The sequence below is a fragment of the Phycisphaerae bacterium genome (genome assembly GCA_012729815.1).
GTDB lineage: Bacteria > Planctomycetota > Phycisphaerae > JAAYCJ01 > JAAYCJ01 > JAAYCJ01.
In genome coordinates, this window is record JAAYCJ010000168.1 from 1 (window position 1) to 24976 (window position 24976).

A 24976-nucleotide genomic window follows, 5' to 3' on the forward strand; every position below is an offset into this window, starting at 1 on the left:
CGCACAGCGGCAGTGACGCAAACGCGGGCCGGCGGCTCTATCGGAAAGGTCATAGAACGATGATACGTCTCGGTGTGGTCGGACACGGCGGTCGAATCAGCAGCGTCATCAGCCATTGCCTGAGGGCGGTGGAACCGGATATCCGCGTCGTGGGAATCGTCGATCCCGACGAGCAGGGCGCGCGGTCGCGCCTGGCCGACTGCGACCAACAGGACGTGGTGTTCTACAAGAACCTGGCCCAGATGGTCTCGAAGGCCAAACTCGACGGCCTGTGCATCGGCACCCGCTGCCATCAGCACACGCCCTACGCCATCGAAGCAGCCAAATACGACCTGCCGCTCTACCTGGAAAAACCGGTCGCGATCAACATGAAGCAGGCGACCGCCCTCGAAAAGGCATTCGAGAAATCCAGGTGCCAGGTGGTGGTCAGCTTCCCGCTGCGGGTCTCGCCCCTGTGCCTGATGGCCCGCCAGTTGATCGAGGAAGGCGCGGTCGGCTCGCCCGAGCACATCCTCGGCGTCAACTACGTGCCCTACGGAACCGTCTACTTCGACAATGCCTACCGCGACTTCGCCATGACCCAGGGCTTGTTCCTCCAGAAGGCGACGCACGATCTGGACTACATGAGCTTCCTGATGGGCTCGAACATCGTGCGCGTCGGCGCGATGGCCACCTGGGGCCGCGTGTTCGGCGGCCGAAAGAAAGCCAACCTCAGATGCAGCCAATGCCCCGAAGCCGAAAGCTGCCTCGAGAGCCCGCAAAACCGCAAGTACAACTACTCCGGCGGCGACCCGAACGACCATCCGTGCGTCTTCGGCCGCGACATCGGCACGCCGCCGAACATGAACGAGGACTCCTCGAGCACGATCATGGAGTTCGCCTCCGGCGTCCACGGCGCCTACACCCAGGTCTTCTTCAGCCGCCGCGACGCCCAGACCCGCGGCGCGACGGTCAGCGGCTATCACGGAACCGTCCGCTTCGACTGGTACGCCAACGAACTCGTCCGCGTCCGCCACCACGCCCCGTTCACCGACACCATCAAAGCCGGTTCCGGCATGAGCCACTTCGGCGGCGATCTGGAACTCGCCCGCGACTTTGTCGGCCTCATCCAGGGCAAGGCCAAATCGCGAACCACCGTGCAAATGGGCATCCAAAGCGCCTACGTCTGCCTCGCCTGCAAGGAATCAGCCGAAAAGGGACGATTCGTAAACGTCCGCCAGGTCGGGCAGTAACGGAACCGCGCGCCTGCCTGTCCCGCTGCGCCTCCGTCGGCGAAACGGCCGACCTAGCCGAGCACGCTGCGCCACGACACCGCGCATCCAACGAGACACTCAGCGGTCCCAGACCCCAAAATTGGCTGGGTCGCCGGCGTTGCCCAACTCATCGAAGTAGGAAACCGGCTCCAGAATATCGCGGCTGCACGTCACCGACGAGGCGTGCCCGTCGCACCAGAGGATATTGAGCACGCCCTCGCCCACCATCGACCGATTGCGATGACGGGCGTGCGCAAAACCGGTCCGGGCGAACCCGCTGTTGAGGGATGAGCCGCAGTAGTACCCCTCCTGTGTGCGAATGGCGTCGGAAACCAACAGCGTCTCGGACGGATTGCTGATCTGATTGTCCTTGGCCGGCGGACCCGCATACGGCAGACCGTAGTAGACGCTGGTTCCCAGGTGCAGGTAGTTGTAGCCGTAGTGCATCCGGATCAACTCGCCGTGATCGAACAACTCCCATCCGCGCCACAGCCCGCCGTCAGCCGGAAAGCTGGCGCAGGCGAAAAAACTGCGATCGGGCACGTACTTGAGGCCGACGAACACGTAGTTCCACACGTGGAACGGCCAGGCCCGGTACCCGCTGGCGTACTCCTCGTCGACCGAGTACAGACGCGGATAAAACCCAGCGAACTCATTGCCGTATTGTCCAAACGCCACCCCGATCTGTTTGAGCTGCGTCAGGCAAACCACCGTCCGCGCCTGCTCGCGGGCCGTACTCAGAGCCGGAAGCAGCATGGCCACCAGCACCGCGATGATCGCAACCACCACCAGCAACTCGATCAACGTAAAAGAGGGTCTGGGGCTCTTCAGGCACATACTCATGGCGTAGCCTCCTTCGACTGGACGATGCGAATCAAACGGGGACACATGGGCGAAAGCTCGATCCGGGCTGGATCGACCGGCTCCTCCGCGATCAGATCGACCGCGGCTCCAGTCAGATCGAGACGCACGGTCTGAGCGCTGGTCAGGAAGTTGATCATCGGCACAATCATGGCCTCACCGTCCGAAACAACCCGATACTCAACGCCCCAAACCGGTCGATCGGTCAGGACGTCAACCAAAGGGGCGACGGCAACACCGGCGCTGTCCAGCAGCGACCGCAACTCGTCCGAAACCGCAGCGCATTCCGGCGGCAGCGCCAGTTCAGGCGACCCGGCCAGCGCACCCGGCAGCTCGCGCAGCCGATGGTATTGATCGAACCGCAGGCACTCCGAACCGATGCGAACGATCGTACCGCCACCGGCTGCGAACCGGGCCAGGGCCTCAACCGTCGCATCCTCGACGTGCCCGGTCTGCGGACAGAGAATCACCTTCAAACCGGCAGTATCGCCCTCGGCAAGCTGCCGCTCACTGACAAACCCCACCGGCTGACCGAGAAAGGTCAGTTGCATGTACGCCGCCGTAATCGCCTCGCCCGCCCCTTCGTCCCAGAACAGCGACGGGATCGCATACAGGATCGCCGCCCGCGGCCGCGCCGCATTCACCGCTGAGACCTCCGCCGCCAACCGGTTCAAATCCAGCATCGCCCGCCCGGCGGCGAACAGGTTGGCCGGACGCACGTAGATGCTGCCGTTGACCGCGAACGGAGTAATCCAGTTGGGCTCCTGCCACAGCCAGATCGCCGTCGCGTACTGGTGATGCAGACCGCCCTGGACGAGAACCGCGTGCGTGTGCTCCGGCGGAACGTGCGCCTCCGGAAACTGATCGGGGATCAGATGGTTCTCGGAGTTGTACACCGGTTTCCGCCCGAGGCCAAAAAGCAGATCATTCCATATCTGCTCGTGCTGCCATTCATAGACGAACGGCCCTTCCGGCGTCCAGTAGGCCGACGCGTCGTTGCCGCCGAGATCGGAAAACCGGCAGACCCGCTCGACGTCAATGCCCGTCTCCAGATACGCCCGCTCCAGAACCGGGATGATCTTCACGTGCGTCGGCACATCGGGCGCCAGCGACTTGGCCATCCCGTTGAGCCACTCGTGCCACCCGGTGAAATGCTCGCGATTGAACACCAGCCAATCGTAGTAGGCCCGGCGCGGGCCCACCCCGTTTGGATCGCCCACTTCCGGAACAGGAACCTCGTCGAAACTTCCGTACTCCGTGCCATAGAGGGCATTGAGCGCCGACACCTCGCCGTGCGCAGCCTCAAGAAACTCCATCCACCGCGGCCGGCTCTGCGCGTCGCGCCCGCTGTGGTCGTAGGCGGGTTCATTGTCGAGGCAAAAACCGAACAGTGCTGGCAAATCCCTCACGTGCGGAATGATCGTCTCGAACCAAAGCCGGATGATCCGCCTCGCCTCCGGATGATCGATGTTGTACTTGATGAACGACGGCCCGTCGATCCAGAAACCGCTCTGACCCTCGCCCGCCCACTCGGGCATGATGTGAGGAGCCAAAAGCAAATCCACCTTCATGCCGGCCCCCGCAGCCTTCGGCAGGAGACTGGTAAAAATATCCGCCCAGCGCAGCGACCCGTCCGGATGTAGGCTGCGGGGGTCGCGACCGACTTGGACGAGACTCGTCGCGAACGACGGCAGTTGCGTCAACTCGCGATCGACGGTGTTCAGATGGCCGTAACCGTAGAAGAAAAACGGCCGGCCGGCCTCGTCGACGATCTGCCCGTCGCGGATGGCGAACGTCGCGGGCGTCTCCGGTCTGGTAAACGGCTGAACCGCAGCGGCGGCCAGACGGTCGAGGCGGCGCTGCGCCCCATCGAGAACCCACCCGAGCTCCTCAATCTGCATCGCCGACCACTCCGGCGGCTGAGGATTGGCCGGATCGATCTGCGGAATCCGAGCCGCAAACCGCTCAACGATGGCCCGCGCAAGCTGCACGTATTCGTCCGAGGCTAACGTGGGATCGGACTTCAGCCGCCGATCGATTTCCGCCAGACGCTCCCTGGTCGGAGCAAGAGCCGCCGCCAACCGATCCTTCTCGTTGACGCGGGTAATGAACGCGGGAAGGACAAACCGGCTCGGACCACGGTCCAAACCCTCAAGAGTCAGACGAAAGTCCCCTTCGTCGGCAAGCTCCCCAGCGGGAAAGGTAAACGTGAACCGACGTACCGTACCAGCCTCCGCAGCGACAAACGCCTGCGGGCCTGACACGCGCCTCGGCTCTCCCTCCGCTGGAACCGCCACCAGAGCCACTTCCTCCGCGCAAGGCGCCTTGCACGCGTACTCAACAAACGCAACATTAACCGTCCGGTCGCGGTCATAGCGCCGCGCATCGGCCAGCAGTCGGGCAGCGGAGATCTGATCCGGCGTCACCAGGACCAGCCGGGCGAAGTGATCGGGATGCTTGCCACTGCCGATCCCGGGCGTCCACTCCACGTACCGCCGCTGCGTCGAACCTTGCCCGTCATTGACCAGAACGTTCACACCCAGGCACGTCGGCAGCTTGCTCGCCTCAAGCCCCAGATTGCTCCACGGCAGACAAACGCTCAGCCGCCAACCGCCCTCAATCCGCTGTCCCGATGCCTCAACCCCAGCCCACGAGAACTCCGCCGGACAGAACGCCGCCGTCAGCACCTCCCCTTCGCCAACCAGCGAAAACCCCAATTCAAAACAGCCGTCCGCGTACTTGCCCTTCGAAACCTCCGGATGCACGTCGAACGCGACCTGAACCGAGTCGCCGTTCCACATCTGCGGATTGACCCCCGCCGGACCGGGCGTCGGATCGACCACCGTGATCTCAAGCATCAGACCGCCTTCATCCCACGCCGCCCGCACGTCCGCGCCGAACGCCGCGTCGGACGGATGGCGAATCGAAACGACCGGCGAAGAACCCGGCGAATCCGATTTCAAAGCGGGACAGAACCGATCCGCCGCGCTCAGCAACTCACCCGCTGCGCACAAAGCGGGTATCCCAAACGGGACCATAACCAGCACAACCTGCCAAAATCTTCTCATCAACGTCGCCTCACAAATACCGCGGGTTCGGCTCGGCGCACGAATCCCGAACAACAAGCTGCGGTGTGATGCCTCGGGTTTGGATCGGCGTCTCATCCTCGATCTGACGGATCAACTGCGCGATCGTCTCCCGCGCGATCTCGCTCGCGTCGAACGACACCGACGTCAGCCGCGGCTGCCACAAGTCACACGCCGGAACGTCGTCGAACCCCGTCACCGACACGTCCTGCGGCGCACGACGCCCGCACCCCGCCAGCGTGCCGATCGCCTCGAACGCCATGTTGTCGTTCGAGGAAACGACGGCGCTGAACGCGACCTCACGCTCCAGAAGCTCCCGGCAGGCCGCCGCCCCGTAGCCCGGACCCTCGCCGCCCATCACCGTCAGCCGCGGATCGTCCGCCGTCCCCAACTCATACGCGCACCGCCGGTACGCCTCAAGCCGCTCCACACTCGTCCGATCGTCCTGCGGACCGGCGATAAACGCGATCCGACGATGACCCAGGCCGTGAAGGTACTCCATCACCAGCCGAATCCCCTGAGCGAAATCCACGCGAACCGGATTTGAATTGCAGCCGGGAACCGCGCGGAGCGGATGCGCCACCGGCATCCCAAGGTCGATCAACTCCCGAATCTGCTCGCCGCTGATCGACCGCGTGGTGATCACCATCCCGTCAACCCGCATCCGCCGAAACCGCCCCACGTACCGCTCCCCCTGCTCCCGAGAGCCTCCCGTAATCGCCGGCCAGACCTGATAACCGTACTCCCGCGCCTCAGCCTCCAGCCGCTCGGTCACGAACGCCGTGAACGGGTTGGTCAACGTGTCGGTCACAAACCCGATCACGTGAGTCCGGCCCCGGATCATGTTCCGCGCCCACTGGTTCGGCTCGTAGTGCAAAGCCTTGGCCACCTCGATGATCCGACGCCGAACCGGGTCGCTCACCGGACGCTTCCCCGAAAACGCCAGCGACACCGTCGCCGGTGACACCCCGCACCGACGCGCCACCTCCCGAATGCCCACCGTCTCGCGCTTCCCGGTTGTCATGATCGCCCTCAATAACGCGCAAAAGGTTTTAGATGATCGTTATTCTACCGGCAAAAGGTTTTGCGCGTCAAGAGCCGACCCGCCGAAACACAGAAACGGTCCCGACCCCAAAGACCGATAAGTTATTTGACCTTTCCCGCCCCGCACGTTAGCATGTTGGATTACGACAGGCTCAGGAATACCCCAGGTTCAGGAGATCCACAGTGATTGGAACGTATCAGACGGCGGCGAAGTGGCTGGCAACGATAACGCTCGGCATGGCGGTGGCGGTCACCCTGATCGGCTGCGGAACGAGTCCGACCATCGTCTTCGACCCGAACCTGATCGACCGGGTCTGGGTCCAGAACCCCGACCCTAACAACGAAGGCACCGAGTACTCCTTCGACGCCGACAACAACCTCCTGATGGTCAAGCTGGAACTGACCGACGCGGACGTCCAGCCGTTCGTGGACATGCTCCAGATCAAGAACGCCACCTACGACTACACCGGAACCGACGTGATGGTCGGCAAGGCCACCGAGATGGTCAAAATCAGCGGCACCTACGACGGCGTCGCGGGAACGCTCTCGCTTAACTACCAGTTGATCGACGGAACCATGACCGTCAACGCAAATGGCGAAGTGACCGTCACTTACCGACTCCAGATCAGCATGCCGGACCTCTCCTTCCGGGCCAACTACACCTTCCAGTATTCCGGTGACGCCGTTGAGGCCGGCGATCAGATCGACTACGAAACCATCGCCTACTCCGGCACGATCATCTTCCAGAGCCAACAGCAGAACGATCCCGGCGGCACCCAGGACACCACCGCGGTCTGGGAACTCAAGACCGGCGATCCGCTGACGTTCTAGAACCTGGCGCGGACTTTGACAACACCGGCGCTGCCGTGACGGGCGACCTGTTCGGCAGCGCCTTTTTGTTGCCGCGCAATTGATCGGAATCGAAAGGGGGTGCGCAATGATCCGAGCAGCCGTTTACGACAGCAAACCGTACACCCGGCAATTCTTCGACGAAACGCCTGGAAGCGACCAAGCCGACTGGCGATTCATCGAAGCCAAACTCGACCGCGACAGCGCCTGGTCGGCCAAGGACTGCCAGGCCGCCTGCGTCTTCGTCAACTGCGTCGCCAACCGGCCGGTGCTGGAAGTGCTGGCGCAACTGGGAGTTAGCCTGATCGCCCTGCGATCAGCCGGCTACAACAACGTCGATCTCGACGCCGCCAGAAACCTGGGCCTGGACGTCGTGCGGGTGCCCGCCTACTCGCCCGAGGCGGTGGCCGAGCACACCCTCGGCCTGCTGTTGGCCCTCAATCGCCGGATCCACCGCGCCTACAACCGCGTCCGCGAACAGAACTTCGCCCTGACCGGCCTGATGGGCTTCAACCTCGAAGGCAAGACGGTCGGCGTGATCGGAACCGGACGCATCGGCAAGACCTTCATCGAGCTGCTCTGCGGCTTTAAGGTCCGCGTGCTGGCCTACGACGTCAAACCGGACCAGCACTGGGCCGAAAAACGCGGCGTGCGATACGTGCCGCTCAATGAGCTGCTCAGCGGCTCCGACGTGATCAGCCTGCACGCCCCGCTGACCCCGGAAACCCACCACATCATCAACGCACAAACGATCGACCGCATGAAGAACGGGGCCTACCTGATCAACACCTCGCGAGGCAAGCTGATCGACACCACGCCGCTGATCGAGGCCCTCAAAAGCGGCAAACTCGGCGGCGTCGCCCTCGACGTCTACGAGGAAGAAGAAAACGTCTTCTCCCGCGACCTGTCCGACCAGGTGCTCCAGGACGACGAACTGGCCCGCCTCCTGACTTTCCCCAACGTCCTGATCACCGCCCACCAGGCGTTCTTCACCCGCGAAGCCCTCGCCCAGATCACCAGGACCACCGTGGACAACGTCCTGCGCTTCGCCTCGGACCAGCCCTACCTGGAAGGAACCGTCCTGGTCGAGGCCCAAAGCCAGGTGAGGGCATGAGCTTACAGAAAACCCGCCGACGGGGCCGATATATTGCTTAAACCCTCCTCGGCCTCTGCGGTATAATAGGCTGAATAAGTGCTGCTTATGGAGCGGGCGAAATCATGAAGAAACAAGGAAACGCCAGACACCACCGGAGCTTTACGCTGATTGAGCTCCTGGTCGTCATCGCGATCATGGCGCTGCTGATGGCGATCATCGTGCCGACCGTCGGCAAGGCCCGCGAGTCGGCCAGAAAGATGCTCTGCGGCACCAACCTGCGGTCGATCGGCCAAGCCATCCAGGCGTACCTGGGCGAAAACCACTCGTTCTATCCGCCGATGGCCCCGATGCCGACGATCGAGGCGGTGAGCAACCCCCTGAACCCGCGGCCGGCGATGTCGGAAATCCTCTCGCCCCACGTTTCGGGGCAGACCGAGGTCTTCCGATGCCCCTCCGACTCCATTCGCGATGCGGATATGGCGTCTGGGGCCGAACCGGAGACCGTCTACTACAAGTGGCAAGGCACCAGCTACGAGCCGCGTCCGGGTCTTTCGGTGGTCAGCACCGAGGGCTACTGGATGTTGAGCCAGGAGAACCGCGCCCTGTGGCAAAGCGAAATCGGCGAGCTGTCCGAGCTGATCGACAACGCCGCCCGGATCGAGCTGGTCCGCGAGTTCGAAGCGTTTCACGGGGAAACCAACGACGACGACATGAATTGGCAGGTGCTGTTCGCGGACTTCCACGTCGACGCCCTCGCGACGATGGATCAACCCTGACGCACCCGCGGGAGGTTTGCAGATATGGACCTGGCGACGATCTGGTTTCGACATGACCGGCTGATCAAGATCATTGCCGCCAACGTGGTGGGCCTGGCGGTGATCGCGGGCGGCGCGGCGCTGCTGTACCGCATCGCGGTGGGCCACGAAGTGCCCAATCCCGAGACCGCGACGCCGGAGCAGATGGTCGATTTCCTCTGCGAGAACAACATTGCCGGCGCCCTGCCCGCTCAGGACCGCCAGCCGTACATGCACAAGGTCATCGAGCAGTTCCGCCCGGTCGAGCGGCGGGTGCAATTCCTCGAGGAGATCAACCGCCGATCGGACATGGAGATATTGCGGCTTCAGAAGAACCTGACCAACGTCGCGATCGAACAGGCGGTGACTGACGCCCAGGAGTACGAACGGCTGACCAACGATCGGGAACGCCGCCAGTTCATCGAAAGCCGCATCAAGGAGTGGGACGATTTCCACAACATGGTCACCGGCAAGGACCTTGAAGGGACGTTGGGCAAGGAAAGGGCGGCCAAAATGGACGCCCGCGGATCGCGCCTCAGCCGGCACGTGCCGACCTCGCCGCAAGGGGCCTACAAGCGCTTCGTCCAGGAAACCAATCCCGGCGAACGGGCCAAGCTGGAAACGTACGTCAACGACGTTCAGAAGGTGGTCGAGCAGAAACGCAAACTGGCGCGGGGCGACTGAGGCGTCATGGGACAATCGGGTGATTCGGTGAGCGATCGGACGATGAGGATCTCAGTGATCGGCGACGGGGCGATGGCCACCGTCTGTTCCGTTCTGCTGCAGAAGGCCGGCCATCGGGTGACCCTCTGGTCGGCGTTCCCCGACTACGCCCGCCAGCTCGACCAGGAGCGGGAAAACGTCAAGTACCTGCCGGGCTTCAGCATCCCTCCGGAGGTGACGATCACCGCCGACGCGGAGCGGGCCTTCCGCTCGCCGCAGGTCGTGGTCAACGCCGTGCCCTGCCAGTACATGCGCCGCGTGTGGGAGAAGCTGGCCGCCTCAGCGGACCAATCGGCGCTGTACGTATCGGTGACCAAGGGCATCGAAAACGAGACGCTGCTTCGCCCGACGCAGATACTCCAGGAGCTGCTGGGAACGGTGCGGATGGCTGTGCTTTCCGGGCCGTCGATCGCCCGCGAGGTGGCCCGCGGATTGCCCGCGAGCCTGGTGGCGGCCTCGGACGACCTGGCCGACGCCCAGATCGTCCAGAAGCTCTTCTCGTCGGAACGCCTGCGGATCTACACGAACCGCGACGTGGTCGGCGTGGAACTGGCCGGAGCGATGAAGAACGTGATCGCCCTGGCCGCTGGCGTGATCGACGGGATCAACGCGGGCGACAACGCCAAAGCGGCGCTGCTGACCCGCGGACTGGTGGAGATCACCCGGCTGGGAGTCGCCCTGGGGGCGGGACAGCAGACCTTCTCGGGTCTGGCCGGATTGGGCGATCTGGTCACCACCTGCATCTCGCCTCACGGCCGCAACCGCACGTTGGGCGAACTGATCGGCAAGGGCATGACCCTCGAGCAGGCCTGCGGGACGATGAACTCGGTCGTCGAGGGCGTGGCCACCACCCGCAGCATGGTCGCCCTGGCCCGCCAACACCGGGTCGAAATGCCCATCACCGAAGCTGTGCACCGCGTGATCTTCGAGGGCCAGTCGCCCGGCCAGGCCATTACCGAACTGATGGTCCGCGAACCGAAGGGGGAATTCCAGAACCTTAGCGCCTGAGAGGCGAGGGGGCAACCGTGGACGATCTGCCGCTGCGAATCGGCGGAGCCGTGCTCGGATCGGCGGTCGGCGACGCGCTGGGCGCAGCCGTGGAAGGGCTCACCGCCGGCCAAATCGCTGAGCACTTCGGCCAACTTCGCGACTTTTCCCAGATCAAGGTATTCTACGACGAGATCAAGCACCGTCGCGACCTGGACGCCGCCCGCCGCGAACAGCACCTGATGCGCTGGCGTCAGCCGGGCCTCTACACCGACGACACGCAGCAGTCGCTGCTGGTAATCGAGGTGCTTTTGGAGACCGGGCGGGCCGACCGCCACGCCCTGGCCCAGCGGATTCGCCGGTGCCTCGAACACCGCTCGGATGAACTGCCCCTGGGCCCCTTCCGCGGCTACGGCGAGGGCTTTCGGCAAGTGGCGGCGAACCTGCTGCACGGCTGCGACGCCGATCGCTGCGCCGTCGACAGCGCGGGCAACGGAGCGGCCATGCGCATCGCCCCGGTCGGATTGTACTTCCACCACGACCCGCTCCTGGCCGGAATGGAGGCCTACGATCTGTCCAAGCTGACCCACGGCGATATCCGCGGACGCCTCTGCGCCTCAGCCGTCGCCATGGCGGCGGCACAACTCGTCGGAACCGACCGGTTGGAAAACCCGCAGCGGTTTCTGACGCAGTTGGGCGATCTGATCCACCGCCTCACGGAGAGCCTGCGATCGCGGCCGGAGGCCGTCTCGAGCCGCGACCGCACCAAGGCCAAACAGGTCATCGACGCCCTGGCCAACCTCGTCGAAGTCATCGAAGAAGGCTATCCCGTCGCCTCGGCGGCGGTCGCCGGCTTCGCCTCGCATATCGCGGGCCGGCGGACGCCGGCTGAAGACGCCTTCTGCCTCTGCTCGGTGCCTGTGGCCTTCTGGCACGTTCTCCACCACCGCGACTCGCTGGAGGAGGCCGTCGTCTCCGCGGTCAACGCCGGCGGCGACGCCGATACCATCGCCGCCATGACCGGCGGTCTGGCCGGCGCCCTGCACGGCCTGAGGGCCATTCCCGGCCAACTCCTGGCCGGACTGGCCAACCACCACCAGCTCGAACTCCGCGCCAGCGCCCTGGCCGGCGACGCCGGCGCCATCCGGCACTGGCAGGACTTTTGTCGGATGGAACTGGACCTGACCTTGCAGGAACGCCGTCGATGGGCTAGTATGATAGCCGAATTGGCGAACGTCTGACTGGATTTCCCGTGGTTGCACCGAGCTTCGATAAACGACGGCGGCTTGGCCTGACGACGAAGCTGACCAAGCTGGACTGGATCGTGTGGCGAGGCCACATGATCGCTGAGACTCAGCGGTTCATCGACGAGGGCCTGGCCCATCCCGAACGGGCGGTGGTCATTCCGACCATGCCCGTCGGGACCGGATGCTTTCCACGCTCCATGTCGGACTACTTCTGGCGGCGGGTGCTTGGAGATTGCTAGGGCCGCGCGAGCCGCGGGATTGCCCTTTTACAAACGGCTTTGACGTTGGTACTCTATGGGCTCAGATGGTAGTGCGAGCCTGTTTGGCGTCTGTTTTGACAAAGGAGTTGTCACGATGAACCAGAGATTTGCCTTCGTCCTGCGGGCCTCCGGGGCCCTGGCCTTGCTGCTGTTCCTGACCGGCGGGTGCGTCTCCCTCGACAAGTACCGTCAGCTCGAATTCGCCGAGCGCAACTGCCAGGCCGAGCGCGAGCGTCTCAGCGGCGAGTTGGCCACCTGCCAGGTCCAGAACCGCGACCTTCAGAACAAGATCGACGAGATACAAGCCGATCTAACGAACAAGAACCAGATGATCCGGGCCCTCCAGGGCGACGCCCAGACCGCCCAGCAGACCATGCAGCAAATGGTCAGCGCCTACGAGCAACTGGCCAACAGCATTCCCAGACCGGGCGCCACGGTGGCCCTGCCCGCTGAGCTGGATACCGCCCTCAAGGAATTCGCCGCCAAATATCCCGACATGGTCCAGTACGATTCCGAACGCGGCGTGGTCAAGTTCGGAACGGACCTGCTGTTCGACCTGGGCAGCGCCGACGTCCGCAGTGATAAGATGGACGAGCTGAGGGAGCTTGCCGGGATTATCACCTCGCCCGCCGCCCAGGGATTCGACGTGGTGGTGGTCGGCCACACCGACAATCTTCCGATCGTCAAGGCGGCGACCAAGGCCAAATTCCCGACCAACTGGCACCTTTCGGCCGCCCGGGCGATCGGCGTGATGGACGAACTGACCAACGGCGGCGTCAGCTCGGAACGCGTCGGCATCATGGGCTACGGTGAGTTCCGGCCGGCCGTGCCGAACACGAGTTCCGAGAACCGTCAGCAGAACCGCCGGGTCGAGGTCTACCTCGTACCCGAGTACGCGGTCGGCGCCGAGGCGTCCGAAGCCGCTGAGGCGGCCAAGGTTCAGCCCGCGGCACCCGCTGTGGAGAAATAGTCCGGCATCGAGTCGCCGATGACGGAGGCAGTCCCGCCCGCCTGGACTCCGACGGACCGGATCGGCGGGCGCAGACATCGTGTTCAGCAGTCACGGAACCCCATCCCGGTGGATGGGGTTCTCTTTTTGTCCGAGCGTTCCCGGCTCGCCTGAAAGCGGTTGAGAAGTTGCGGAACCAACGCTGGAGTCGCCCAGCTTAACGCCGTCGGCAACAAACCCATCGGTTTTGGCACAGAATCTCACTTTTTCCGTTGACTCGCTGGAAGGAAACGGGGGAGACGGCGTATTATTACCGATATACAAGGTATCGCTATTGACAAGTAAGTATTGGTATGATACATAGGTCTGCCGAGCATCAAGCGCGAGGGGGTACGCCCATAAGCGGCTGTGGGAACCTTGGATAGCTGGTGCCGGCTTGGTTGACAAGAGAGTTGCCATTCTCCCGCACCTGAGGAGGCGTAGGTCAAGATGAGAGTCCTGATGTTGGGCTGGGAATTCCCTCCGTTCATCAGCGGAGGGCTGGGAACCGCCTGCTACGGTCTGACCAAGGCGATGAGCGGCTTGGGGATCGAAGTGGTGTTCGTGCTCCCAAAGCCCATTCCCAGCGAGTATTCCAGCCACGTTCGCCTGGTGGCCCCTCAGCCGGGGTCGCCTCTGGCGGTCAGCGAAGAGGTCTACCAGCTCGAAGAGTTCAAGCACGTCAAGTTCCGGACGATCCGAGCGGGCATCCAGCCCTACCAGACCCCGGAGGAATATGAGCGTTCGGTCAAGGAAGAGACCCAGCGGCAGACGAAGCTCAAGCGGGTCCAGCAGGCATCGGCACAAGGGGCCTCGACCAACGGCAAGCCCCAGTCGGCCCCCGCGCCGGCGCCCGGGGCAACCCAGGGCTTTATCGGCGGCGGCGCCCACTACGCGGGCGATTTGTTCGGCGAGGTTGAGCGGTACGCCCGCCTGGTCAGCCAGATCGCCGGCCAGGAGCAGTTTGACGTCGTCCACGCCCACGACTGGATGACCTACCCAGCGGGCCTGGCGGTGGCCGCCATCTCCGGCAAGCCGCTGATCGTCCATGTCCACTCGACCGAGTTTGACCGGTCCGGGGAGAACGTCCACCAGCGGATCTACGACATGGAGCGCCAGGGCATGCACGGGGCCGACCGGATCATCGCGGTCAGCTACCTGACCAAGCGCATCATCACCACCCGATATGGCATTAACGAAGATAAAGTCAATGTAGTTTATAACGCCATCGATCTGCCCGCAGCCCGTCAGCCGACGGAGTTCGAGCACATCCGCAAGGATGAAAAGATCGTTCTGTTCCTCGGCCGGGTCACGATGCAGAAGGGGCCGGAGTACTTCCTCGCCGCCGCCAAGAAGGTTCTCGACGTGACGGAGAATGTCCGTTTCGTCATGGCCGGCAGCGGCGACATGATCCGCCGGATCATCGAACTGGCCGCCGAGATGGGAATCGGCCACAAGGTCCTGTTCACCGGCTTCCTGCGGGGCAAGGACGTCGAACGAATCTACCGGATGGCCGACCTCTACGTGATGCCCAGCGTCTCCGAGCCCTTCGGGATCGCCCCGCTCGAGGCCCTGTCGCACGACGTGCCGGTCATCGTCTCCAAGCAATCGGGGGTCTCCGAGGTCCTTCAGAACGTGCTGAAGGTGGATTTCTGGGATGTCAATGAGATGGCCAACAAGATCATCGCCGTCCTGAAGCATCCCCCGCTGCACAGCACGCTTCGCGAACAGGGCAGTTTTGAGGTCCGCAAGCTGTCGTGGAAAGACGCCGCCAGCGGCTGCCTCGAGATCTATAACAGCGTGACCGGCGCGCCCGAAACCGTCGAAAGCCGCTGATCAAGAGAATTTTTCGCATATAGAACGCTTTTTTCGCGCTCAATGCTATAATACGCCGAGAGGCGCGCCCCTCGGGATGGGGCTCTAACACTTTTAATTTAAAAACATCATTAGAATTGCAATAGAGCGAGGAAAGCATGGCATCGGTCTGTTTCTATTTTCAGGTCCATCAACCGAACCGCTTGCGTCGGTACAGCGTGTTCGACAGCGACCCGGGCTACTTCGATGACTATAAGAACGCGGAGATCTGCCGCAAGGTCGCCAATAAGTGTTATCTGCCGGCGAATCGCCTGCTCCTGGATCTGATCCGGGCTCACGGCGGGCAGTTCCGCATCGCGTATTCGTTGACCGGGGTGGTGGTTGAGCAATTCGAGAAGTACCACCCGGAGGTCATGGACTCGTTCAAGGAACTGGCCGATACCGGCTGCGTCGAGTTCCTGGCTGAGACCTACTATCACAGCCTTTCGTTCCTCTACAGCCGCGAGGAGTTCGCGGAGCAGGTCAATCTGCATCGCCAGATGATCCGCGAGAAGTTCGGCCAGTACCCGAAGGTGTTCCGGAACACCGAGCTGATCTACAACAACGAGCTGGCCCACCTGGTCACGCAGATGGGGTTCAGCGCGGTTGTCTGCGAAGGGGCCGATCACATCCTGGGTCTGCGGTCGCCGAATTTTCTGTACCGCCCGCCCAAGTGCCCGGAAGTGACGCTGCTGCTGAAGAACTACCGTCTCAGCGACGACATCGCGTTCCGGTTCAGCAACCGCGAGTGGAAGGAATGGCCGCTGACCGCTGAGAAGTTCGCCCAGTGGGTCAACCAGGTCAACGGCAACGGCTACGTGGTGAACCTGTTCATGGACTACGAGACCCTGGGCGAGCACCAGTGGGCCGACACGGGCATTTTCGACTTCATGCGCCACCTGCCGCAGGAGGTTCTGAGATACGGGACCAATGACTTCAAGACGCCTTCCGAGGTGATCGCGGCGCACCCGGTCTCGGCGGAGCTGGACATTCCGCACACCATCAGTTGGGCCGATACCGAGCGCGACCTGTCGGCGTGGCTGGGCAACGCAATGCAGTCGAACGCGTTGCACGAGCTGTACCGGCTCGAGCCGCAGGTCAAAGCCGCCGGCGACCCGGGCATCCTGGCCGACTGGCGCAAGCTCCAGACCTCCGACCACTTCTACTACATGTGCACCAAGTACTTCTCGGACGGCGACGTGCACAAGTACTTCAACCCGTACGAATCGCCGTACGACTCGTACATCAACTTCATGAACGTTCTGGACAACATCCGCTACCGGATCCGCCAGCTTCAGTCGCCCGAGCCGCACGAGGTGGGAGCACTGCCGTTTTCGACCCCTTCGTCGCGAACGGCGACGGCATGGAATAGATGACGCGCGAACTGATCATCGGGAACGATCGACTGCTCGCGCAGTTCGATCAGGCGTACCGTTTGACCGACCTGTACTTTCCCCGCGACCACCGGGCCAACCTGGTCGCGTCGCGCCCGGGCCGGATGGGCGTGGCCGACGGCCAGCGGCTGATCTGGACCGACGACCCGTCCTGGCGGCTTAAGATCCGGCCGGTGCACGAGACGCTGGCCAGTTCGGTCTCGCTGAGCAACCCGCTTCTGCAGGCGGTCTGCTATTGCACCGAGGCGGCGGACATTGAGCGTCCGCTGATCGTCCGGCAGGTCCGCGTGCGGAACCTGGTGGACTACCCGCGAAAGCTCTGTGTGGTGCATCACGTCGAACTGTCGCACGACGCATCGGATGCGGGCGGGTTTTCGTTTCAGGGCGGGCTCGGCGGCTTGGTCCATCCGACCGGAGAGCATCTGGTATTCATCGGTTTTCTGACCGACAATCCAGGCGATCAGGTGTCGGTGGCGGTAAAGGAGGGGCTGGTCCGATTCCTGGACGCTCACGGCGGCGGCGAAGACAGCGAGGGCAGGCCGACCGAAGGGTTGATCAAAGTCGACCTCGAGCTCGACGGCTTCGAGGAACGGTCGGTCTGGATGGTCCTGATGGGGGCGGGCCACGATGAAGAGCTGGCCGCGCTCGCAGCCGACCTGATTGAAACGGGCCCTCAGACCGTCCTGGACCGCAGCTGCGCCTACTGGCGGTTCTGGGTGACCGGGGCCAACATCAATTTCGGCAATCTGCCCGGGCCGGTGATCGACCTGTTCAAGCGTTCGCTGCTGACGCTTCGAGGCAGCATGCCGGAAGTGACGGCGGGCGGTGCGTCGGATGACGGGCTGGACCTCGTGCCGACCACCCTGATCGCCCACGCCTTCGACCGGGCCGGACTGCCGGAGGCGTCGAGGCGGCTCTATCGGCGAATCCGGTCGAGCATCCGCGCGCGGCTGCGTGCGGATCGAAACGAGGATGAGGCAATCCAACCGGTCCACCCGGCGGCGCTGGGAACCGTGCTCTGGAGCCTCTGGCGGCACTACTTCCGATTTCGCGACATCGAGCAGATCCGGCGGTTCTGGACCGACCTGATCGGTCCGGCGGCCGAGGCGATCTGTCAAACTTACGATGAACATCTGCAACTGCCCACCGCCGGCGCCGACCTATGGCGCCGCGGATCGGGCGTCGATGCGTTCACCGTCGGCGCCGCCTTCGGCGGTTTGGCCGCGGCCAGGAATTTCGCCGTCTGTTTCGGCGATCGCGAGCGGGCTGAGCGATACGCCGTGGCGGCCGACCGGATCAAACTGGGAGCCGAACGGAAACTCTACGACGAGCGGGCTCGACGGTTCGGATCGGTGCTGTGGCTGACATCCGCCGGGCACGGCAAGCTCGACAGCCGGCTCGACGCCACCATGCTGGGACTGGCGCGGTTCGGGATGTTCGAACCGGACGACGAACGGATGGCCGCGACGGTGACCGCGATCTGCGAGAAGCTCTGGGTCAACACGCCGGTGGGCGGACTGGCCCGGTTCGCGAAGGACGTCGAGGGCATCGCGTCGGCTGAGCTGGCCGTGGGCATTCCCGGCCGCCCGTCGACGACGGCGACGATGTGGCTGGCCCAGTACCTGATCGGGCGGGCGTCGAATCTCGGCGAACTCAAGCAGGCCCTGCCGCTGCTGGAGTGGGCGGTCTCAGCGGCCAGTCCGACCGGACTGCTGGCTGAAAGACTCGACCCGAATTCAAAGGACCGGACGGATCAGCCGGACCTCTGGGCTCACGCCGAATTCGCCGCCGCTGTGGTCGATTATCTGGAAAAACTCGAACGCCTGCAGATCTGCCGGAACTGCGGCCAGTCGATGTACCGGATGCGCCGCCACTGGCCGATGCAGATCAAGGTCCAGGACCTGCTCGAACGCTATGCCGAAGACCCGCAGGCCGAACCACGCAAGCCCGACCGTCTGGTCGTCTTCAACCGCGAGGGCCGCGAGGTCACGCTGAGCATTGATCCGCGCGAGTGCATCGGCTGCGGCGTTTGCTGCATCCAGTGCGGCCGCGAGGTGTTGGTCATGACCGATGACAAGGCGGCGGTCGATCCGCAGCGGCTGGCCGAGTGCCGGGTCTGCCGCGAGTGCGAGAAGGTATGCCCGACCGACGCGATCCGGATCAACGTCGAACCCGAACCCAGCGAGGCCGGATGAACATGGACGACAAGACCACCACCGTGGCGGAGCTCAAGCAATTGGTCGCGGACTTCGTCGCCGAGCGCGACTGGCAGCAATTCCACGATCCCAAGAACCTTTCGATGAGCATCGCCATCGAGGCGGCGGAACTGATGGAGCATTTTCAGTGGGTCCGCAGCGAGGAACTGGATGCGATTCGCCGCGAAGGTCACGATCACGACGAGGTGGCGGCGGAACTGGCCGACGTGCTGGCGTTCGCGGTCTCGCTGGCCAATGCCCTCGATATCGACATCGCCGACGCCATGCAGCGAAAGATGGTCCGCAACGCTGAGAAGTACCCGGCGGAGCGGTTCAAGGGGCGGTACAAGTAGGCGGACAGTGAAGCGCCCGGCTCACTCCTGCGGCGTGATGTAGTGGTGCTCGCCGCCCGGCCAGTCCTTCCGCAGGCGCACGTCGCGTTGGCCCGCCAGTTCGCCCGGCTCGCTGGGCGGACCGGGATCGTCCTTGCGTCGGATCTCGATCCAGCACTGGCCTCGATGGTTGTGCTCGTGCCAGGCCTTCCAGCCGCCGTTGGCCAGGACGTGCTTGATCCAGCCCATGCAGTGCGTGCAGTAGTCGCCATAGTAGCACTTGCCGCGCTTCAGCACGAACCCGAGGCTCGGGCAGCCGTGCATGTCGTAGCGGAAGTAGTCGGCGGAGAAGCAGATGTGGCAGTCGCATTCCTCGCCGATGGCGCTGTAGGCCCAGTGCTCGGCCATGGCGACGATGCCCTTGTCCGCGATGGCGTCGAAGAACGGCCGAAGGGCGTCCTTGGCGATCGCCTCCTCCCAGTATTTCTCAAGCGCCTCCTGGCCGAAGTTCCGCTGGAGAAAGTGGAAGGTCCAATCGTAGTAACCGATGAAGTCGTTGACGCCGAGCATGGTCTTTCCTCACGATCGCGACGGCTATTGGCCGCTGCGGATGAACGTCATGGTATAGCTGGGGCCGCCGCCGGTGCATTCGAACGCCATACCCGCCTTCTGGGCCATCGTTCCGCCGATGATGCCGATATGGTCGTCGTACCACTCGGGGATTTCGCAGCCGAAGTGCTTGAGCCAGTGGTGGGCTGGGTTCCGCCGAACGTCCACCACCACCCGATCGCCCTTGCGCACCACCTCGACGTCCGCGTTGGGCTCGCGGGCGAAGTAGTCGCGGAAGTGTTTGGCCACCGCGTCCAGGCCGCCGGCGCGAAACTGCTCGATCACCGGTCCGTAGTACTCGACCGCCATTTCACGCCAGTATTGTTCGAGCACCTCGCGACCGTAGCGGTCGTGGATGTGCCGGAACGTGGCCAGCGTGGCCGGATAGAAACCTTCAAAAGCCATCAGCCGTCCTCACAACTGTCATGACACGGTCGTCGAGTATAGAGCACCGGCTCGCGCTTTTCCAGTAATTCCGCCCCACCACGCGTCCAAAACCGCGAGCAGCCCATAAACTACTACAGCGCCGCCCGTTATGCCGCGTGGCCGGCGGCGACGCGCGGCGAGGGAAATTCGGATTTGCCTTGACGAGGCCTGGAGGGCCAACTACGATTTTATATCTGTACCCGACGGGTATGGAAACAAAGTCGAACCCCCTTTGCACGTGTTTGCCTATAAGGAGGAAACGCAATGGCAGTGAAAGTAGGGATCAACGGTTTTGGTCGGATCGGCCGCCTGGCCTTCCGGGCGATGATGCGGGAGCCGCAGGCGTTTGACGTGGTGGCGATCAATGACCTCTCGGACGGCCAGACCCTGGCCTACCTGCTCAAGTACGACAGCGTCCACGGGCGATTCAAGGGCGAAGTCACCGGCGCCGCCGACACCCTGACCGTCAACGGCAAGACGATCAAGATCCTGGCTGAGAAGGATCCGGCCAAGCTGCCGTGGAAGGCTCTCGGCGTGGACGTGGTGCTCGAGAGCACCGGCGTCTTCACCGCCAAGGCCAAGGACGGCAAGGCCGGATACGACTCCCACCTCCAAGCGGGCGCCAAGAAGGTGATTCTCTCGGCCCCGGCCAAGGACGAGCCGGACGCGACCATCGTGCTGGGCGTCAACGACAATGCGCTCACCAAAGACATCAAAACCGTCTCCAACGCCTCGTGCACGACCAACTGCCTGGCCCCGGTGGCCAAGGTGCTCCACGAGAAGTTCGGGATCGTCAAGGGCCTGATGACGACCTGCCACGCCTACACCAACGACCAGCGGATCCTGGACCTGATCCACAAGGATCCGCGCCGGGCCCGCGCCGCCGCCCTGAGCATCATCCCGACCACCACCGGCGCCGCCCGCGCGGTCGGCAAGGTCATCCCGGCCCTCGCCGGCAAGCTCGACGGGATGGCCCTCCGCGTGCCGGTCAGCGACGGCTCCGTGGTCGACCTGACCGTCGAACTGGAGAAGGAAGTCACCCGCGACGAAATCAACGCGGCGATCAAAGAGGCCGCCAACGGCAGCCTCAAGGGCATTCTCGAGTACACCGAAGACCCGATCGTCAGCAGCGACGTGGTGGGCAATCCCGCCAGCAGCGTGTTCGACGCCCTCTCGACCGCCACCATGCCCAAGGACAAGGGCAAGATGGTCAAGGTGATCAGTTGGTACGACAACGAGTGGGGTTACTCGTGCCGGACCGCCGACCTGATCAAGAAACTCGGCCAGATGGTGTAGTTCGAGCGATCGGTCTGACGTTGTGGTAAGCAATGGGCCGGTCCGGCTTTGTCGGCCGGACCGGCTCTTTCAATTCAGGCCGGCGCCGCGCCGGCCGGGGCAGAACAGGACAAGGATTTCGGGAGGCTCATCATGGCCAAGAAAACCGTGGCGGACATCGACGTGGCGGGCAAACGGGTGCTGATGCGGGTGGATTTCAACGTGCCGGTCAAGAACGGCAAGGTCACCGACGACACGCGGATCGTCGAGGCGGTCCCGACCATCAAGAACATCACCGACCGCGGCGGGCGGCTGGTCCTGATGAGCCACCTGGGACGGCCCAAGGGCGAGCGGACGCCGGAATACAGCCTCAAGCCGGCGGCGGACGTCCTGAGCGCCCTGCTGGGCAAGGACGTGCGGTTCGTCGACGACTGCATCGGCGAGAAGGTCGAAAAGGCCGTCACCGAACTCAAGGACGGCGACGTGCTGGTGCTGGAGAACCTGCGGTTCTACAAGCAGGAAGAAAAGAACGACGAGGAATTCTCGAAGAAGCTGGCCAAGCTGGGCGATGTGTACGTCAATGATGCCTTCGGCACCGCCCACCGCAACCACGCCTCGACCTACGGCGCGCCGATGCAGATGACCGGGCCGAAGGTGATCGGCTTCCTGATCGAGCGCGAGCTGAAGTACCTCGACGAAGCGGTCAACAACCCGGAGCGCCCGTTCATCGGGATCATGGGCGGAGCGAAGGTCTCCGACAAGATCGAGGCGATCGACAACCTGCTGACCAAGGTGGACAAGCTGCTGATCGGCGGCCGGATGGCCTACACGCTCATGAAGGCGGCCGGACGGCGAACCGGCGGTTCGTGGGTGGAGGAGGACAAGCTCGACCTGGCCAGGAACCTGCTCAAGCAGGCCGGCGACAAACTCGTCCTGCCGCCGGACAACGTCTGCGGCAAGGAACTCGAGGAAGGCACGCCGACCACCGTCTGCGAAGGCGGGATCGACGATGACTGGAAGGGTTTCGACATCGGCCCCAAGACCATCGAGCAGTACACCGCCGAGATCAAAAACGCCAAGACCGTGATCTGGAACGGCCCGGTCGGCGCGTTCGAGATCAAGCCGTTCGACAAGGGCACCATGGCCATCGCCCACGCCATCGCCGACGCGACCGGCAAGGGCGCCACCAGCGTCATCGGCGGCGGCGACTCGGCCGCGGCCGTCCAGGAGGCCGGACTCAAGGACAAGGTTACCCACGTCTCGACCGGAGGCGGAGCCAGCCTCGAGTTCATGACCGGTAAGCCCTTTGACACCCTCGAAATCCTCGACCGCAAATAAGACGAAAAACCCAATCACTGGGTGTTCCGGAAGGCGGTGGTCGCCAGCGGCCGCCGCCTTTCTTCATGCGAAACGCAGACACCGCCGGCATCGGGCGAAGCAACCGCCTATTGACGCCGGAGGGCCGGCGGCGTACCCTCAGGTCATGCGCACGTTCATCGCCATCGAACTCGACGAGTCGATCAAGGCCGAGCTTCAGCGGGCCCAGGGCTTCTTTGAGGATCTGCACGGCAAGGTTCAGTGGACCAAGCCGGCGCAGATGCACCTGACCATCAAGTTCCTCGGCGAAGTGCCTGAAGACCGGATCGACCGCCTCAAGGAGGTGCTGTGCGAAAACGCAGCCAAGGTCGAACCGTTCGAGTTTCGCGTGGAAGGGCTGGGCTCGTTTCCGCCCGCTGGAAGGCAGCTTAAGATCCTCTGGGCCGGCGTGAACGCGCCGGGGCAACTCTCGCAACTCAACGACCTCTTCCAGCAGGCCTGCACCGAGTTCGACTGCCCGCCGGAACAGCGGCGATTCTCGCCGCACCTGACCCTCGGCCGGATCAAGGACGTCCGCAACCCCCAGGCCTACCGCCAGGTCATCATCGACCGCGGCAAGTTCTCAGCCGGTCTTCAACAGGTCAACAGCATCACGCTGTTTCGAAGCGACCTGCGGTCGGAAGGAGCGGTCTACACCCGCCTGGAGACCGCGAGACTCGGCCACGACCCCGGCTAGACGACGGCCGCTGCGGACGAGGCCTACCGATCCATTCCCTTGACCCCGTGGACCGTCAGATTGGCGTCCGGCATGCCGTCGTTGGCGGGCAGGATGCTCATCGCGGCCAGCCACTCGCCATGCCCGTCGGCAAAGGCGAACACCCGCGACCCTTCCCAGCACCACCAGCCGTTCTCGTTCTCGCAACGCCGGTGATTGCTGAACCATTCGCCGACCAATATTTTCGCCGCCGGCCACGCCACGTCCTGCGATTGAACGCCCACCGCCTCGACCGGATTGCTGTAACAAGACGCCACGCCGGTCATCGCGTCGATCTGCTCCGGGCTGTGATAGAAACTCATCGACCACGCGTAGCTGGTGTTCTCGTACTTGGCCGGTTCGGTGGTGTCCGATGGGCACCAGAGGATCGACGGGTTGTCCCGGTCGATCCCATCGCTGATGTACGGCATCAGCACGCTGCGAAAGCCGCGACCCATCCACAGCCACGGCGACGCCTGATCGTCCGCCGCTGGGTAGGTGTCGTCATGATCGCCCATGTACACCCCAAACGCGCCAAATACCTGTCGTAGATTCGACCCGCAAACCGCCCGAGAACCAGCGGCCCTGGCCTCACCCAACGCCGGGGCGATCAGGGCAAACAAAACGGTGATAATGGCCACTGTAACCAGGAGCTCAATGAGTGTGAACCCTCTTGGCAGTCGTGGTATCATAGCCGCCTCTCAGCAAAGCCGCTTCGGTCGGTCATCCGGGATCCCGCTGCACGATCCGCTCATAACGCATTGCGCCGTGAGTTTCAACGAAAACCCGCATCCTCACAGACAATGGGCTTGATGCGGCACCCGTGAATGTGTTTGACAGTGAACGATAGATAGCCAATATACATATATCAGTCCAACTCAGGAAACCATCGGCAAAGCCAGAGCCGAAAGGAAAGGTTGCGATGGAATACGCCATAGTCGCCCGTGGGGTCTTGATCGATAAGGAAACGATCCGCCTGGAGGAGCCGCTGCCCCCTGGATACAAACGAGTCAAGGTGCTGATCGAAGCTGAGGATCAGCCCCATGAGCATGCCAGAGTCTTTGGCTCCGCGGGGGGCGAGATATCCATTCGTCCAGAGTTCTACGAACCCTTGGAGGAGTTCAGAGAGTACATGGGATGAAGTATCTTCTGGATACCAACGTGTCGCTCTGGTACATTGCCGGAGATGAGAACCTTCCAACGGCCTTCCGAGAGATTATCGACCGGCCCGATTCCGCCATCCACGTAAGCGTCGCGTCCATTTGGGAGATCGCGATCAAGTACAGCCTCAAGCGCCTTGATCTCAAGCCCGACCTGGAAACATTCTTGCGTAAGCACGTCTTCGCTGGGGGCTTTCACATTCTTCCCGTTCAGATCGAGCATGCCTTGCGGGTCGCTGGTATGCCTTTTCACCACCGAGACCTGTTTGACCGGCTGCTGGTCGCCCAGAGCCTGACGGAAGGGCTGCAGTTGCTTTACACCGATCCGTCACTCGACTCGTACAGGTGACCGTTTCAGTTCGGCGAGTCAGCCGATACGTGGGAGAACAAGACTACGTGGGAGAACAAGACTCTGTGACGGCAAGCATAGCATCGAGGGCCTTGCGGGCCCGGTCCCCGACCTGGCGGGGCG

24 protein-coding genes are annotated in these 24976 nt (G+C 63.4%); 18 read left to right on the forward strand and 6 right to left on the reverse strand.

Features of this window, described 5'->3' with window-relative positions; translation table 11 throughout:
• Nucleotides 1-59 precede the first annotated feature (59 nt).
• Nucleotides 60-1232: a Gfo/Idh/MocA family oxidoreductase gene (locus GXY33_11095; GenBank protein NLX05677.1), complete on the forward strand. Its 1173-nt coding sequence runs from the start codon at nucleotides 60-62 to the stop codon at nucleotides 1230-1232.
• Nucleotides 1233-1331: 99 nt separating this feature from the next.
• Here GXY33_11095 and GXY33_11100 read toward each other — a convergent pair whose 3' ends face one another.
• Genes GXY33_11100 through GXY33_11110 form a run of 3 tightly spaced genes read right to left on the reverse strand, consistent with a single transcriptional unit; the run spans nucleotide 1332 to nucleotide 6224 of the window.
• Nucleotides 1332-2090 (reverse strand): prepilin-type N-terminal cleavage/methylation domain-containing protein, encoded by a 759-nt coding sequence (locus tag GXY33_11100; GenBank protein NLX05678.1) that lies wholly within the window; start codon nucleotides 2088-2090, stop codon nucleotides 1332-1334.
• Nucleotides 2091-2092: 2 nt separating this feature from the next.
• Nucleotides 2093-5182, reverse strand: a complete 3090-nt coding sequence (locus GXY33_11105) for a hypothetical protein (GenBank protein ID NLX05679.1) — start codon at nucleotides 5180-5182, stop codon at nucleotides 2093-2095.
• A 10-nt stretch (nucleotides 5183-5192) separates the two neighbouring features.
• On the reverse strand, nucleotides 5193-6224 hold the full coding sequence (locus GXY33_11110) for a LacI family transcriptional regulator (protein ID NLX05680.1): 1032 nt from the start codon (nucleotides 6222-6224) through the stop codon (nucleotides 5193-5195).
• Between the two features lie 203 nt (nucleotides 6225-6427).
• Between GXY33_11110 and GXY33_11115 the strand changes: the two genes are divergently transcribed.
• From GXY33_11115 to GXY33_11170, 12 genes are all read left to right on the forward strand, one after another.
• Nucleotides 6428-7075, forward strand: a complete 648-nt coding sequence (locus GXY33_11115; GenBank protein NLX05681.1) for a hypothetical protein — start codon at nucleotides 6428-6430, stop codon at nucleotides 7073-7075.
• Between the two features lie 109 nt (nucleotides 7076-7184).
• Nucleotides 7185-8207, forward strand: coding sequence for a 2-hydroxyacid dehydrogenase (locus GXY33_11120; GenBank protein ID NLX05682.1), 1023 nt, complete (start codon nucleotides 7185-7187; stop codon nucleotides 8205-8207).
• Nucleotides 8208-8311: 104 nt separating this feature from the next.
• Nucleotides 8312-8965, forward strand: a complete 654-nt coding sequence (locus GXY33_11125; GenBank protein NLX05683.1) for a type II secretion system protein — start codon at nucleotides 8312-8314, stop codon at nucleotides 8963-8965.
• A 24-nt stretch (nucleotides 8966-8989) separates the two neighbouring features.
• A complete protein-coding gene (locus GXY33_11130) occupies nucleotides 8990-9667 on the forward strand; it encodes a hypothetical protein (GenBank protein ID NLX05684.1) in 678 nt (225 codons plus the stop codon).
• 42 nt (nucleotides 9668-9709) lie between these two features.
• On the forward strand, nucleotides 9710-10714 hold the full coding sequence (locus tag GXY33_11135) for an NAD(P)-dependent glycerol-3-phosphate dehydrogenase (GenBank protein NLX05685.1): 1005 nt from the start codon (nucleotides 9710-9712) through the stop codon (nucleotides 10712-10714).
• Nucleotides 10715-10731: 17 nt separating this feature from the next.
• A complete protein-coding gene (locus GXY33_11140) occupies nucleotides 10732-11934 on the forward strand; it encodes a hypothetical protein (protein ID NLX05686.1) in 1203 nt (400 codons plus the stop codon).
• Nucleotides 11935-11945: 11 nt separating this feature from the next.
• Nucleotides 11946-12179, forward strand: coding sequence for a hypothetical protein (locus GXY33_11145; GenBank protein NLX05687.1), 234 nt, complete (start codon nucleotides 11946-11948; stop codon nucleotides 12177-12179).
• A 115-nt stretch (nucleotides 12180-12294) separates the two neighbouring features.
• Nucleotides 12295-13170 carry an OmpA family protein gene (locus GXY33_11150; GenBank protein ID NLX05688.1) on the forward strand — a complete coding sequence of 292 codons (876 nt, stop codon included), beginning with the start codon at nucleotides 12295-12297 and terminating at the stop codon, nucleotides 13168-13170.
• 468 nt (nucleotides 13171-13638) lie between these two features.
• Nucleotides 13639-15024, forward strand: coding sequence for a glycosyltransferase (locus GXY33_11155; protein ID NLX05689.1), 1386 nt, complete (start codon nucleotides 13639-13641; stop codon nucleotides 15022-15024).
• A 137-nt stretch (nucleotides 15025-15161) separates the two neighbouring features.
• Complete coding sequence (locus tag GXY33_11160; GenBank protein ID NLX05690.1) at nucleotides 15162-16418, forward strand: polysaccharide deacetylase family protein; 1257 nt, start codon at nucleotides 15162-15164, stop codon at nucleotides 16416-16418.
• Nucleotides 16415-18631, forward strand: coding sequence for a hypothetical protein (locus tag GXY33_11165; protein NLX05691.1), 2217 nt, complete (start codon nucleotides 16415-16417; stop codon nucleotides 18629-18631). The genes GXY33_11160 and GXY33_11165 overlap by 4 nt, the downstream gene beginning before the upstream one ends.
• Nucleotides 18632-18633: 2 nt before the next feature.
• Nucleotides 18634-18984, forward strand: a complete 351-nt coding sequence (locus tag GXY33_11170; protein ID NLX05692.1) for a nucleotide pyrophosphohydrolase — start codon at nucleotides 18634-18636, stop codon at nucleotides 18982-18984.
• Nucleotides 18985-19005: 21 nt separating this feature from the next.
• On the opposite strand, the gene GXY33_11175 is transcribed toward GXY33_11170, so the two are convergent.
• On the reverse strand, nucleotides 19006-19533 hold the full coding sequence (locus GXY33_11175; GenBank protein ID NLX05693.1) for a hypothetical protein: 528 nt from the start codon (nucleotides 19531-19533) through the stop codon (nucleotides 19006-19008).
• A gap of 24 nt (nucleotides 19534-19557) precedes the next feature.
• Nucleotides 19558-19977 carry a hypothetical protein gene (locus GXY33_11180; GenBank protein ID NLX05694.1) on the reverse strand — a complete coding sequence of 140 codons (420 nt, stop codon included), beginning with the start codon at nucleotides 19975-19977 and terminating at the stop codon, nucleotides 19558-19560.
• A gap of 285 nt (nucleotides 19978-20262) precedes the next feature.
• Here GXY33_11180 and gap point away from each other — a divergent pair, with 285 nt between their 5' ends.
• From gap to thpR, 3 genes are all read left to right on the forward strand, one after another.
• Nucleotides 20263-21294 carry a type I glyceraldehyde-3-phosphate dehydrogenase gene (gene gap / locus GXY33_11185; GenBank protein NLX05695.1) on the forward strand — a complete coding sequence of 344 codons (1032 nt, stop codon included), beginning with the start codon at nucleotides 20263-20265 and terminating at the stop codon, nucleotides 21292-21294.
• A 132-nt stretch (nucleotides 21295-21426) separates the two neighbouring features.
• On the forward strand, nucleotides 21427-22611 hold the full coding sequence (locus GXY33_11190; protein ID NLX05696.1) for a phosphoglycerate kinase: 1185 nt from the start codon (nucleotides 21427-21429) through the stop codon (nucleotides 22609-22611).
• Between the two features lie 145 nt (nucleotides 22612-22756).
• Complete coding sequence (gene thpR, locus GXY33_11195; GenBank protein NLX05697.1) at nucleotides 22757-23326, forward strand: RNA 2',3'-cyclic phosphodiesterase; 570 nt, start codon at nucleotides 22757-22759, stop codon at nucleotides 23324-23326.
• 23 nt (nucleotides 23327-23349) lie between these two features.
• Here thpR and GXY33_11200 read toward each other — a convergent pair whose 3' ends face one another.
• On the reverse strand, nucleotides 23350-23985 hold the full coding sequence (locus tag GXY33_11200; GenBank protein ID NLX05698.1) for a hypothetical protein: 636 nt from the start codon (nucleotides 23983-23985) through the stop codon (nucleotides 23350-23352).
• Nucleotides 23986-24266: 281 nt separating this feature from the next.
• Here GXY33_11200 and GXY33_11205 point away from each other — a divergent pair, with 281 nt between their 5' ends.
• Entirely contained in the window at nucleotides 24267-24485 is a 219-nt protein-coding gene (locus GXY33_11205) for a hypothetical protein (protein NLX05699.1), read from the forward strand.
• Nucleotides 24482-24853, forward strand: coding sequence for a type II toxin-antitoxin system VapC family toxin (locus GXY33_11210; GenBank protein ID NLX05700.1), 372 nt, complete (start codon nucleotides 24482-24484; stop codon nucleotides 24851-24853). Before GXY33_11205 ends, GXY33_11210 begins: the two co-directional genes overlap by 4 nt.
• Nucleotides 24854-24976: the final 123 nt, after the last annotated feature.

Bases quoted from the DNA above. Each gene is read 5' to 3' on its own strand.
- GXY33_11150 (NLX05688.1), top strand. From the start codon at position 12,295: ATGAACCAGAGATTTGCCTTCGTCCTGCGGGCCTCCGGGGCCCTGGCC.
- GXY33_11125 (NLX05683.1), top strand. From the start codon at position 8,312: ATGAAGAAACAAGGAAACGCCAGACACCACCGGAGCTTTACGCTGATT.
- GXY33_11210 (NLX05700.1), top strand. From the start codon at position 24,482: ATGAAGTATCTTCTGGATACCAACGTGTCGCTCTGGTACATTGCCGGA.
- thpR (NLX05697.1), top strand. From the start codon at position 22,757: ATGCGCACGTTCATCGCCATCGAACTCGACGAGTCGATCAAGGCCGAG.
- GXY33_11190 (NLX05696.1), top strand. From the start codon at position 21,427: ATGGCCAAGAAAACCGTGGCGGACATCGACGTGGCGGGCAAACGGGTG.
- gap (NLX05695.1), top strand. From the start codon at position 20,263: ATGGCAGTGAAAGTAGGGATCAACGGTTTTGGTCGGATCGGCCGCCTG.
- GXY33_11160 (NLX05690.1), top strand. From the start codon at position 15,162: ATGGCATCGGTCTGTTTCTATTTTCAGGTCCATCAACCGAACCGCTTG.
- GXY33_11100 (NLX05678.1), bottom strand. From the start codon at position 2,090: ATGTGCCTGAAGAGCCCCAGACCCTCTTTTACGTTGATCGAGTTGCTG.
- GXY33_11175 (NLX05693.1), bottom strand. From the start codon at position 19,533: ATGCTCGGCGTCAACGACTTCATCGGTTACTACGATTGGACCTTCCAC.
- GXY33_11105 (NLX05679.1), bottom strand. From the start codon at position 5,182: ATGAGAAGATTTTGGCAGGTTGTGCTGGTTATGGTCCCGTTTGGGATA.
- GXY33_11130 (NLX05684.1), top strand. From the start codon at position 8,990: ATGGACCTGGCGACGATCTGGTTTCGACATGACCGGCTGATCAAGATC.
- GXY33_11165 (NLX05691.1), top strand. From the start codon at position 16,415: ATGACGCGCGAACTGATCATCGGGAACGATCGACTGCTCGCGCAGTTC.
- GXY33_11180 (NLX05694.1), bottom strand. From the start codon at position 19,977: ATGGCTTTTGAAGGTTTCTATCCGGCCACGCTGGCCACGTTCCGGCAC.
- GXY33_11205 (NLX05699.1), top strand. From the start codon at position 24,267: ATGGAATACGCCATAGTCGCCCGTGGGGTCTTGATCGATAAGGAAACG.
- GXY33_11170 (NLX05692.1), top strand. From the start codon at position 18,634: ATGGACGACAAGACCACCACCGTGGCGGAGCTCAAGCAATTGGTCGCG.
- GXY33_11155 (NLX05689.1), top strand. From the start codon at position 13,639: ATGAGAGTCCTGATGTTGGGCTGGGAATTCCCTCCGTTCATCAGCGGA.
- GXY33_11135 (NLX05685.1), top strand. From the start codon at position 9,710: ATGAGGATCTCAGTGATCGGCGACGGGGCGATGGCCACCGTCTGTTCC.
- GXY33_11095 (NLX05677.1), top strand. From the start codon at position 60: ATGATACGTCTCGGTGTGGTCGGACACGGCGGTCGAATCAGCAGCGTC.
- GXY33_11110 (NLX05680.1), bottom strand. From the start codon at position 6,224: ATGACAACCGGGAAGCGCGAGACGGTGGGCATTCGGGAGGTGGCGCGT.